Here is an 11,467-nt window from a genome sequence, read left to right on the forward strand (position 1 = left end):
CTAATGCCGGATTCCGATCTCGTCGGACTCGTCCGCACGCCACAGATCGGAGCAATGCATGAATTCTGAGAACACGGCGGATGGGGTCCCTGCGACGCGTCTCGCCGACGTGGTGGAAATCCTCCACGGACGGGCGGTATCGGATCCGTACCGGTGGCTCGAAGAGCCTGACTCCGCTGAAACCGCGGCATGGGTGCGTAGCCAGAACGACTTCACGGAGTCTCAGTTGTCAGCACTCCCCGAGCGCCAATGGTTCCAGCGCGTGCTCTCCGATGTTCTTTCGGCTCCCCGGTCCGGCGCGCCACGGAAGGCGGGCGGTCGATATCTCGTCTCCCGGAACGACGGCGCCCAGAACCAAGATGTGTGGTGGCAGGGAGCGACGCTGCATGAGCTTGCCACGGGAGGGGGGAGCGTTCTCCTCGACCCCAACCGATGGTCCGACGACGGTACGACCGCAGTCCTCGACGTCGAGGTGAGCAAGGACGGACGGACCCTGGCTGCCGTCGTCAGCGAAGGAGGAAGCGACTGGAGTGAGTATCGCCTGTTCGACGTCGAGACGGGGGACCCGGTCGCCGATGATGCGATCCAGTCGAAGGGCATGCCGCCGGCCTGGCTTCCCGACAGCGCTTCGTACGTCTATGCGGCGCCCGTGCGGGACGCGACGATGACCGGAACCGAGACCGGTGCGACCGGGCGCTGGAGATTGCTCCACCACCGCGTGGGAACTCCGGAGTCGTCCGACCGCGTGCTCCTGGACCACCCCGAAGAACCTGGGGCTCTCTACCTCTACTCCGTCTCGTACGATGGTCGTTGGCTCGTCGTCGACCTTCGAATCGGCACTGCGCTGTCGAATCGACTCTGGGTCTTCCCCCTCGAGACGCAGGAGGACCGAACGTCCGTGGGTGAACCTCTGCGCGTGATCGACGAGGACGAGGCGGCATTCGACTTCGTACGAATGGCCGGAGAACGGCTGCTGTGTCGGACGGATCTGCATGCGGAGCGCGGGCGGATCGTCAGTATCGACCTCGCCTCCTTCCGCCAGACGGGGGTGGCCGACGTCACCGAGGTGATTCCCGCGGGCGAAGGCACCCTGACGTTCGCTTTGGCAGCAGGTGACGAACTGCTGTTGGTGCGGCTGTCGAACGCGGTTCCCCGGATCGAGAGGTACAGCCTCGCGGGCGAACGGCGGGGTGTGGTCGATGCTCCGGCCGGAGAGCCGATCGAGGGCCGATGGTGGGCGTCGCCGGACGATGAGGAGTACTTCGTCGCCTGGACGACCCCGACCCGCCCGTCGTTCGCCCTTCGAGCCACCACAGGGACGAATCGTCTCGAGCCGATCCCCGGCCTCTCCGTGAGCAGCGGAGCGGACGGCGCGGAGGATGCCGATATCACACAGGCATGGGCGACGAGCAAGGACGGCACCAGGGTTCCGTACTTCGTCGTGCGCCCGGCGGGGCAGGAGGATGTCGGCCCTCGACCGACGATGCTCTGGGGATACGGCGGCTTCGGGGTCGTCATCGGCACCGATTACTACCCCGCGCTTGCCGGGTGGCTGGCTGCCGGGGGTACCGTCGCCATCGCGAACCTGCGCGGGGGAGGGGAGTTCGGCCGCGAGTGGTACGACGGAGGGCGGCGTGCGCACAAACAGAACGTGTTCGACGACTACATCGCCGTCGGTGAGCATCTGCTCGCGACGGGAGTGACCGGACCCGATCAGCTGGTCCTTCATGGGGCGAGCAACGGCGGCCTTCTGGTCGGGGCGGTCATCACCCAGCGCCCGGATCTCGCTGCCGTCGCGCTCCCCAACGTCGGTGTCATGGACCTGCTTCGGTTCCACCTCTTCACGTTTGGCGCCGCATGGATCTCGGACTACGGCGACCCGGACGAACTCGAGGACTTCGAGATCGCGATCGCCTACTCGCCAGTGCACAACGTGAAGCCGGCCGCCTATCCGGCGACGATGGTGACGACGGGTGACCACGACGACCGGGTCGTTCCCCTGCACAGTTACAAGTTCGCCGCAGCCCTGCAACGGGCCCAGCGCGGCGAAGCACCGATTCTGGCCAGGATCGAGACGAACAGCGGACACGGCGCAGGCAAGGGTCGAACCAAACTCATCGCCGAGCTGGCCGACATGCTCGCTTTCGCGGCACGCCACAGCGGATTGGACGTGCTCGGGCGCGACAAGGCTTCGGGAGCATCGGCCTGACCTCATGGACGAGCGTGGTGGCGGAGCGGCGCCGGATCCCGCGTCAGGCGCTCGCGCGGAGGCGCTCCTCCGCCAACCGTGGCACCGCGTGCTCCCTCGCCGCCTTCCGGGCGGTCGCCACGGCTCCCCGTGACACGACTTCGGCCCCGAGCGTCGACGCGAGGATCTCCGGCGCCGGCAGGTGCAGCTCTTCGGGGAGGATGCGACGGGCTGCGGTCAGCACGGGCTCGATGCTCTCGGCGACCGCTCCGCACACGATGACGCGCGCCGGGTCGTACATGCTGCCGAGCACGCCGACGATGCGGGCGACGGTGGCCCCGACGCGCGAGGTGACCAGCGCGGCGTCCGGATCGCCTGAGGCCGCGAGGGTCAGCACCAGACGGGGGTCGATGCGGTCGGCCTCGACGAGCCGGCCGACGGTGCTGTCGCCGGCGATCTCCCCGGAATCCACAGCTGCACGCACCTGATCCTGCACGGCGTAGCGGAGCCCGAACGCCGAACCCACACCCACGATGTGGTCGAAGACGACGCCCTCGCCGACACCGCCGTGCGCACCGTGCAGCACATGGCCGTCGACCACCACGCCGCCGCCGAACCGTTCGCTCGCGAGCAGCGCCACGTAGTCGCGGCATCCGATCGCCGCGCCCTCAGCGCCCTCGGCGATGGCGGCGAGTTGCGCGTCGTTCTTGATCTGCACGACCGGGGCCCAGTCGCTCAGTGCCTCGGCGAGTCCAGGGTTGGTCCGTTCCCAGAAGCCGTCCGGGTGAGGTGGGGAGATGCCGTCGCGGTTCACGGGCGCCGCGACGCCGACGCACAGCGCGAGCACCTGGTCGCGCGTCACGTCGGCCTCGGCGAGCGCATCGTCCAGGCGCTCCAGTATCGCCGTGCGCCGCTCGGGCGCCGTCTGCCCCGGCTCGAACTCCACGCGGTGATGCACGAGGGTCCGATCGAGGGGGTCGGCCACGGTCACGGCGAGGTGGGTGTCTCCCGCGTCGACACCGATCACGACCCCGAGATCGGGGGCGAGGACGAAGCGACGCGAGGGGCGGCCGGAGCGGTAGGTGCCCGCGGCGCGGGCGTTCGGCAGCTCGCGCAGCACCTCGGCCCCGACCAGCGTGTCGATGGCGTCGATCGCGGTGGAACGGGTCAGGGAGGTGCCGGCCATCGCCTCGGTCGCGGTGAACTCGCCGGCGGTCCAGGCGAAGTCGAGGACGGCACCGACGCTCGCGCGTCCGGTTCCCAGGTCTGCGGAGACTTCTGTCATGGCCCTTGACCTCCCTGTCCTCCAATGAGAGAGTACCGTTCGATAGAGTAAATTCGCTCACTAGATTTAGTGCAGGAATTTATATGACGGAAGGACGACGGTGTCTGAGAGACGAACACGCGCGGTGCGAGCGGCGGCCGCGGCCCTGGGGGTCACCCTGGTCGGCACAGCCCTCGCGGGTTGCGCCGCCGACACGGGAGCGGAGACCATCCGCTTCACCTTCAGCAAGCGCGAGGCGATCGAGTTCATGACCGCCCTCGTCGCCGAGTACAACTCCTCGCAGAGCGACGTGAAGGTCGAGATCGACACCTCGGGCGTCGATGTCGTCTCGGCGAGTTTCGTGCGGGGCAACCCGCCCGACATCATGCTCGCCAACTACAACTACGAGATCGCCCGGTTCGTGCAGCGCTGCGCGCTCACCGATCTCGCAGGCACCGACGCCGCCGCGGGCATCCGCGACGACCTGCAGCCGCTGATGGACCAGTACGGGTCCTGTGAGGGCCGCACCAGCGCCCTCCCGTACTCGGTGATGGCCGCGTCCGTCATCTACAACAAGGAGATCTTCCAGGCGCAGGGCCTCGAGGTCCCGCAGACCTGGGACGAGCTGCTCGCGGTGTGCGACCAGCTCGAGGCCGCCGGCATCGATCCGTTCTACGGCACGTTCAAGGACGACTGGACCGTGGGCCAGGGGTGGTACGACTACACCGCGGGCGGCTCGGTGGACGTGATCGATTTCTTCGATGCCCTCGCCGATGAGGGCGCGGACGTCGGTCCCGACTCCGCGGTCTCGTTCTCGAAGGACTTCGCCGAGCCGATGGACAAGATGATGCAGCTCGCGAACGACTACACCAACGCGGATGCGCCGAGCCGCGGCTACGGCGACGGCAACCTCGCTTTCGGCAAGGGCGAGGCCGCGATGTACCTGCAGGGCCCGTGGGCCTTCAGCGAGATCGCGAAGACCGCACCCGACCTGCAGCTGGGCACCTTCCCGCTGCCGATGACCGACGACCCGGCCGACCTCGGCGTGCGCGTCAACATGGACCTGGCCGCGATGATCCCCGAGGGTTCTCGCCATCAGGAGGCCGCCCGCGACTTCCTCGAGTTCCTCTACGAGCCGCAGAACATCGAGGAGTACAACGCCTCGCAGCTCGGCTTCACCCCGACGAAGGGTGCTCCCGCCCCCGACGACCCCCGCATCGAGGGGATGGTCGAGTACTACGACAACGGGCAGATCTACCAGGGTCCGTCGGTGCTCGTGCCCAAGACGCTTCCGATCATGAACTACGCGCAGGCGATGGTGCTCGGCGCCTCTCCGACCTCCATCCTGCGCACGATGGACGCGGACTGGGCCCGCATCGCCTTCCGCGCGCCGATCCCGTCGACGAAGGACGCCGCGTCCGCTTCCGGCGCCCCATCCGCTTCCGGCGAGACAGAGGAGTCCGCGCCATGAGCACCACCACCCCCACCACGCCCACCACGCCCGGTGACAGCACGACCCTCATCGTCACCGGCGGCGACCGGAAGCTCCGGCGGCACACGCGTCGCGTCGAGCCGATCTACTACCTGTTCCTGCTGCCGACGCTGGTGCTCTTCACGCTCGCGATCACGGTTCCGGGAGTCATCGGCATCTTCTTCAGCTTCACCGACTCGATCGGCATCGGGGAGTGGAGCTTCAACGGACTGACGAACTACATCGCGCTGTTCAGCGATCCGTCGATCCTGCAGAGCTACCTGTTCACCTTCGGGTTCTCGATCGCCACGGTGATCGTCGTCAACGTGGTCGCGTTCCTGCTGGCGGTCGGGCTCACCTCGCGCATCCGCTTCAAGACGGGCCTGCGCACGATCTTCGTGATCCCGATGGTGATCTCGGGCATCATCATCGCCTACGTCTTCAACTTCCTGTTCTCGAACTCGATCCCCGCGGCTGGCGCGGCGGCCGGCATCCCGTGGCTCGAGACGAGCCTGCTCGCCAACCCCGACCTCGCCTGGATCGCCATCGTCATCGTCACCGCCTGGCAGGCCGTGCCCGGCACCCTGCTGATCTACATCGCCGGCCTTCTCTCGGTTCCCGGCGAGGTGTACGAGGCGGCGAGCATCGATGGCGCCAGCAAGGCGCAGCAGCTCACCCGCATCACGCTCCCGCTCGTCGCGGGCTATGTGGTGATCAACGTGATCCTCGGATTCAAGGGGTTCCTGAACGCCTACGACATCATCGTCGGCCTCACCAACGGTGGTCCCGGAACCTCCACCCGCAGCGTCGCGATGACGATCATCGCGGGCTTCAACGGCGGCGACTACGCCTATCAGATGGCCAACGCGACCATCTTCTTCATCGTCGCCGTGCTCATCTCCCTCCTCCAGCTGTCGCTGACGCGCGGAAGGCACGCACTCTGATGTCGACGCAGACACTCACCACTGTCCCCACCTCGGGCAAGAAGCCGCGCGTGCGCATGGAGCGCGTCAACTGGTCGGGCACGATCATCCTGATCCTGTGCGCCGTGACCGTGCTCCTGCCGCTGTACGTGACCATCTCGATGGCGCTCAAGACCACGGGTCAGGCGGTCGACGGCAATGCCTTCTCGCTGCCGGCCCCGTTCAGCGTCGACGGTTTCGTCGAGGCGTGGACGCTGACGAAGTTCCCCGTCGGTGCGGGCATCTCGCTGCTGGTCACCGCCGGCACCGTGATCGCGACGATCGTGCTGGCGGCCTTCGCCTCCTACGCCATCGTGCGCAACTGGGACCGTCGGCTGTTCCGCTACTCGTTCTTCTACCTGCTCGCGGCGATGTTCATCCCGTTCCCGGTCGTGGCCCTGCCGCAGATCCAGCTCACCGGACGCGTCGGGCTCGACAACCCGTTCGGCGTGATCATCCTCGCGACCATGTTCCAGTTGAGCTTCAGCGTGCTGCTGTTCACCGCGTTCCTGCGCTCGATACCGATCGAGCTCGAGGAGAGCGCGCGCATCGACGGAGCCACGACCTGGCAGACGTTCTGGAAGCTCATCTTCCCGCTGCTCGCCCCGATGAGTGCGACGGTCGGCATCTTCGCCTTCCTCTACGCCTGGAACGACTTCATGATGCCGTCGCTCATCATCGCCGATCCGGCGCTGCAGACGCTGCCGGTGCGGCAGAACCTGTTCCAGAACCAGTTCAGCAACAACTACAACGTCGCCTTCGCCTCGTACCTCATGGCGATGGCGCCCGCGATCGTGGCCTACCTGTTCACGCAGCGGTGGGTCATGGAGGGCGTCACCCAGGGCGCCGTCAAGGGCTGACCGCCGCACCGCTCGAACCGCCCGAGCCGCTCGAAGCCACCGAAGCCACCGAACCACCGGAAACACAGAAGGAGTCCTCCCCTCATGACCGACGCGCTTCTCGCCGAGACCCGCACCGCCGAAGACGCCGCGTGGTGGCGTCAGGCCGCCGTCTACCAGATCTACCCGCGCAGCTTCGCCGACGCGAACGGCGACGGCATCGGTGACATCCCGGGCATCGTCTCCCGGGCCGACTACCTGCAGGGCCTCGGTATCGATGCGGTCTGGCTCAGCCCGTTCTATCCGTCCGCGCTCGCCGACGGCGGATACGACGTCGCCGACTACCGTGACGTCGACCCGCGGCTGGGCTCCCTCGCCGACTTCGACGACATGGTCGAGGCGCTGCACTCCCGCGGCATCCGCGTGATCGTCGACATCGTCCCGAACCACTCGTCCGACCAGCACGAGTGGTTCCAGGAGGCGCTCGCTGCGGGGCGCGGCTCGGCGGCGCGCGACCGCTACATCTTCCGCGAGGGCACCGGACCCGACGGCTCCGAGCCGCCGACCGACTGGGACTCGGTGTTCGGCGGCAGTGCCTGGGAGCGCGTGGAAGACGGGCAGTGGTATCTGCACAACTTCGCCGTGGAGCAGCCCGACCTGAACTGGGACCACCCCGAGGTGCGCGCCGACTTCCTGAAGACGCTGCGCTTCTGGTCGGACCGCGGTGTCGACGGATTCCGCATCGACGTCGCCCACATGCTCACGAAGGACCTCAGCGAACCGCTGCCCTCGCGTGCCGAGCTCGACGCGATGGACCGCACCTCGGGCACGCACCCGATGGTCGACCGTGACGACGTGCACGAGATCTACGCCGAGTGGCGTGCGGTGTTCGACGAGTACGACCCGCCGCGCACCGCCGTCGCCGAGGCCTGGGTGGAGACGCCGGAGCGCCGGGCGAAGTACGCGTCGGCCGAGGGGCTCGGGCAGGCGTTCAACTTCGATCTGCTGGTCGCCGACTTCGACGCCGCGCAGTTCCGCAGCATCATCGCCGACAACCTGCAGCAGGCGGCGGCGACCGGATCGTCGACCACCTGGGTGCTGTCGAACCATGACGTCACCCGCCATGCCACCCGCTACGGGCTCCCGGCACTGAACGGCCGTCCGGTCAAGCAGGGCACCGAGTGGGTGAAGGCCGGTGGTCCGGCGGATGCGCTGGACCGTGAGGGCGGGCTCCGCCGGGCGCACGCGGCCACCCTGCTGCTGCTCGGCCTGCCTGGCAGCACCTATCTCTATCAGGGGGAGGAGCTCGGTCTCCACGAGGTCGCGCAGATCACGCCGGAGCAGCGTCAGGACCCGGGCTTCTTCCGTGGCGCCGAGTTCGACGGCCTCGGTCGGGACGGATGCCGCGTGCCGCTGCCGTGGACCGCTGCGGGATCCTCGTACGGATTCGGGGCCGCAGGCGCGCACCTTCCGCAGCCGGAGTGGTTCGCGCAGTATGCGGTCGACGTCGAGGCGGCGGACCCGTCGTCGACGCTCTCGCTGTACCGGGAGGCCCTGCGCCTGCGGCACCTGCTGCAGACCGGCGAGACCCTGGAGTGGATCGAGACCGGCCGCGACGATGTGCTGCGCTTCGCCCGCCCGAACGGCTGGCAGGTGGTGTCGAACTTCGGCGCCGAGCCCGTCGACCTCGGTGCGGATGCCGCCGACGTCGTGCTCGCGAGTGCTCTGCTCGAGGGCTCGACGCTTCCCGGCGAGGCCACGGTCTGGATCGCGCCGGCCGAGCTGCGCGCCTGAGCTCCCGCAGCTGCGAAAACAGAGACGATCCGCGTCACGCGCGGGGTGTTGATCACAGACACCCCGCGTGAACGTCCAATCGTCTCCGTTTTGGCGGGCAGGCAGGCAGGCAGGCAGCGGGGCGGGCAGGCAGGTGGGGCGAAGGATTTGATAATGGTTCTCATTAGCGTTTAGAGTGAAGGCATGAAGAAGCCCGTCGTCGCCCTCGCCCTCGCATCCGTCGCCGCTCTCACGCTGGCCGGATGCTCCACCCCCTCGGCGGGGGAGGGCGACGACGGCACCATCACGGTCGTCGCGAGCACCAACGTCTACGGCGACATCGCCGCGACGATCGGCGGCGATCGCGTCGACGTGCAGTCGATCATCACCTCCGCCTCGCAGGACCCGCACTCCTACGAGGCGAGCGCCCGCGACCGGCTCACGGTGCAGAAGGCCGACCTCGTGATCGAGAACGGCGGCGGCTACGACGCCTTCATCGACACGCTGCTGCAGGACGCGAAGGACCCGCATGTGGTCACAGCCGTCGAGTACTCGCACGACTTCCCCGGGAACGAGGGTCACGACGAGGCGGGCCACGACCACGCCGACGAGTCGGCGAGCGCTGCCCCCGAGGAGAGCGACGCGCCCGAGGACGAGGCGCACGATCACGTCGACGACGAGGCCGGGCACGAGGGCCACGACCACATCGAGGGCTTCAACGAGCACGTCTGGTTCGACCCGCACACCATGATCCACGTCGTCGAGGCCATCGCCGATGAGCTGACCGAGCTCGACCCCGACGGTGCGAAGGAGTTCGCCGCGAACGCGGCCACCCTCACCGCCGACCTCGAAGGCTTCGAGACCGAGCTGGCGACTCTCAAGACGGAGGCGCCCGACGTCGACGTCTTCATCACCGAGCCGCTGCCCGGCTACCTCGCCGCAGCCGCCGGATTCACCGATGTCACCCCCGACGGATTCGCCGAGTCGGTCGAAGAAGGCACCGACGTCGCCCCGGCCGTGCTGCTGCAGGCGCTCGACGTGATCGGCAGCGGTCAGGTGACGGCACTGCTGACCAACGCGCAGACCGGCGGGTCCGAGACCCAGCGCGTCGAAACCGCGGCGAAGGACGCCGGCATCCCCGTCGTCGCCTTCACGGAGCTGCTCGAGGACGGATCGTCGTACTCTGAGTGGATGAGTGACGCGATCCAGAGCCTCGCCGCCGCCGTCAAGTCGTGAGCGGCGCCGCACAGCGCGGGTATCCGGTCCTCGAGATCTCCGACGCGTCGCTGCAGCGCGGTGATCGCGAACTCTGGTCGGGCCTCGACCTCACGGTCGAGCCGGGGGAGTTCATCGCGGTGCTCGGCCCCTCCGGGTCGGGCAAGACCACCCTGCTGCGGAGCATCCTGGGCCTGCAACCGCTGTCTTCGGGCACGATCCGCGTCGCGGGTGAGCCCGTGCACCGCGGTAACTCCCGTATCGGGTACATCCCGCAGCAGCGCTCGCTCGCCCCCGACACGAGCATGCGAGCCCGCGACCTCGTCGCCCTCGGCGTGCAGGGGAGCCGCTTCGGCTTCCCGATCCCGCACCGTGGCGACCGCGCCAAGGTCGACCACCTGCTCGAGGCGGTCGGCGCCTCGCACTTCGCCGATCGCCGGGTCGGACTGCTCTCGGGCGGCGAGCAGCAGCGGTTGCGGGTCGGTCAGGCCCTCGCCGACGAGCCGGCTCTGCTGCTGTGCGACGAGCCGCTGTCGAACCTCGACCTCGCGAACCAGGTCGCCGTGACCGACATCATCGATCGTCAGCGCCGTGAGCGCGAGGCGGCGGTGTTGTTCGTCACCCATGACATCAACCCGATCCTCGGCCGGGTCGACCGCATCCTCTACATCGCCGGCGGACGGTTCCTGCTCGGAACCCCCGACGAGGTGCTGCAGACGCGCGTGCTCACCGACCTCTACGGCACTCCGGTGTTCGTGCTCCGCGCGGGCGACCGGCTGGTGGTCGTGGGCGTGCCGGACGCCGAGCCCCACCACGACCACGGCGACCACGAGCACGGACACCACGACCACGGAGGAGCGGCATGAGCGTCGCACTGGGCATCGTGCCGCTGGTCGACTGGAGCGACGTGTTCTCGTTCCAGGACTACGGCGAGCTCGTCACCCTGCTCGCGAACTCGATCATCGCCGGCGCGGTGCTCGGCATCGTCGGCGGACTCATCGGCGTCTTCGTGATGCAGCGCGACCTGGCTTTCGCGGTGCACGGCGTGAGCGAGCTGTCATTCGCGGGAGCGGCTGCCGCCCTGCTCTTCGGCGGAAGCGTCGTAGCCGGGTCTCTCGGCGGAGCGCTCGTCGCCGCCATCCTGATCGGGGTCCTCGGGGCCAAGGCCAGGGACCGCAACTCCATCGTGGGTGTGCTCATGCCGTTCGGCCTGGGCCTCGGCATCCTGTTCCTCTCGCTCTACGACGGCCGCAGCGCCAACCGCTTCAGCCTGCTCACCGGCCAGATCGTTTCGGTCTCGAGCCCCGACCTCGGCTGGCTGATCGGCATCAGCATGGTCGTGCTGATCGGTCTGCTGGTGATGTGGAACCCGCTGCGGTTCGACTCGCTCGACCCGGAATCGGCCGCGGCCCGCGGCGTGCCGACCCGTGCCGTCAGCCTGCTGTTCATGGTGCTGCTCGGCCTGATCGTCGCGGTGAGCGTGCACATCATCGGTGCGCTCCTGGTGATGGCGTTGCTGGTCACCCCCGCGGCCGCCGCGATGCGCGTCACCGCAGGTCCCATCGCCGTGCCGTTGCTGGCCGCGCTGTTCGGCTTCGTCTCCGCGGTCGGCGGCATCCTGCTGGCCCTCGCCGGCACGCTCCCGGTGAGCCCGTACATCACGACCCTGTCGTTCACGATCTACGTGGTGTGCTGGATCGTGCAGAAGGCGCGGGCCCGAGTGCGCCGTGTGCGGGCCTGAGATCCTCTCCCAGC

The 11,467-nt window shown here is 68.4% G+C and carries 9 protein-coding genes; 8 read left to right on the forward strand and 1 reads right to left on the reverse strand.

The features are described 5' to 3' along the window. Positions 1–58: 58 nt before the first annotated feature. Positions 59–2,209, forward strand: coding sequence for a prolyl oligopeptidase family serine peptidase (locus tag GLO27_RS12545; RefSeq protein ID WP_167255179.1), 2,151 nt, complete (start codon positions 59–61; stop codon positions 2,207–2,209). Between the two features lie 43 nt (positions 2,210–2,252). On the opposite strand, the gene GLO27_RS12550 is transcribed toward GLO27_RS12545, so the two are convergent. Further along, complete coding sequence (locus GLO27_RS12550) at positions 2,253–3,473, reverse strand: ROK family protein (protein ID WP_167255181.1); 1,221 nt, start codon at positions 3,471–3,473, stop codon at positions 2,253–2,255. Positions 3,474–3,573: 100 nt separating this feature from the next. Between GLO27_RS12550 and GLO27_RS12555 the strand changes: the two genes are divergently transcribed. The 7 genes from GLO27_RS12555 to GLO27_RS12585 all read left to right on the forward strand — a co-directional run bounded on the left by GLO27_RS12555 (position 3,574) and on the right by GLO27_RS12585 (position 11,453). Further along, complete coding sequence (locus tag GLO27_RS12555) at positions 3,574–4,923, forward strand: ABC transporter substrate-binding protein (protein WP_051671228.1); 1,350 nt, start codon at positions 3,574–3,576, stop codon at positions 4,921–4,923. Beyond that, positions 4,920–5,867, forward strand: a complete 948-nt coding sequence (locus GLO27_RS12560) for a sugar ABC transporter permease (protein WP_208323784.1) — start codon at positions 4,920–4,922, stop codon at positions 5,865–5,867. The genes GLO27_RS12555 and GLO27_RS12560 overlap by 4 nt, the downstream gene beginning before the upstream one ends. Then, entirely contained in the window at positions 5,867–6,745 is an 879-nt protein-coding gene (locus GLO27_RS12565; RefSeq protein ID WP_021201606.1) for a carbohydrate ABC transporter permease, read from the forward strand. The genes GLO27_RS12560 and GLO27_RS12565 overlap by 1 nt, the downstream gene beginning before the upstream one ends. 84 nt (positions 6,746–6,829) lie before the next feature. Next, the gene (locus GLO27_RS12570; RefSeq protein ID WP_021201607.1) at positions 6,830–8,518 is read left to right on the forward strand and encodes an alpha-amylase family glycosyl hydrolase; all 1,689 of its coding nucleotides are present in this window, start codon (positions 6,830–6,832) and stop codon (positions 8,516–8,518) included. 183 nt (positions 8,519–8,701) lie between these two features. After that, on the forward strand, positions 8,702–9,733 hold the full coding sequence (locus tag GLO27_RS12575; RefSeq protein ID WP_167255183.1) for a zinc ABC transporter substrate-binding protein: 1,032 nt from the start codon (positions 8,702–8,704) through the stop codon (positions 9,731–9,733). Continuing rightward, positions 9,730–10,578, forward strand: coding sequence for a metal ABC transporter ATP-binding protein (locus tag GLO27_RS12580; protein ID WP_167255185.1), 849 nt, complete (start codon positions 9,730–9,732; stop codon positions 10,576–10,578). The genes GLO27_RS12575 and GLO27_RS12580 overlap by 4 nt, the downstream gene beginning before the upstream one ends. Further along, positions 10,575–11,453, forward strand: a complete 879-nt coding sequence (locus tag GLO27_RS12585) for a metal ABC transporter permease (RefSeq protein ID WP_029264828.1) — start codon at positions 10,575–10,577, stop codon at positions 11,451–11,453. Before GLO27_RS12580 ends, GLO27_RS12585 begins: the two co-directional genes overlap by 4 nt. The last annotated feature ends 14 nt before the right edge of the window (positions 11,454–11,467 follow it).

It is taken from the genome of Microbacterium sp. Be9 (assembly GCF_011754135.1).
Lineage (GTDB): Bacteria > Actinomycetota > Actinomycetes > Actinomycetales > Microbacteriaceae > Microbacterium > Microbacterium maritypicum_A.

Bases quoted from the DNA above. Each gene is read 5' to 3' on its own strand.
- GLO27_RS12545 (WP_167255179.1), top strand. From the start codon at position 59: ATGAATTCTGAGAACACGGCGGATGGGGTCCCTGCGACGCGTCTCGCC.
- GLO27_RS12565 (WP_021201606.1), top strand. From the start codon at position 5,867: ATGTCGACGCAGACACTCACCACTGTCCCCACCTCGGGCAAGAAGCCG.
- GLO27_RS12570 (WP_021201607.1), top strand. From the start codon at position 6,830: ATGACCGACGCGCTTCTCGCCGAGACCCGCACCGCCGAAGACGCCGCG.
- GLO27_RS12585 (WP_029264828.1), top strand. From the start codon at position 10,575: ATGAGCGTCGCACTGGGCATCGTGCCGCTGGTCGACTGGAGCGACGTG.
- GLO27_RS12550 (WP_167255181.1), bottom strand. From the start codon at position 3,473: ATGACAGAAGTCTCCGCAGACCTGGGAACCGGACGCGCGAGCGTCGGT.
- GLO27_RS12575 (WP_167255183.1), top strand. From the start codon at position 8,702: ATGAAGAAGCCCGTCGTCGCCCTCGCCCTCGCATCCGTCGCCGCTCTC.
- GLO27_RS12560 (WP_208323784.1), top strand. From the start codon at position 4,920: ATGAGCACCACCACCCCCACCACGCCCACCACGCCCGGTGACAGCACG.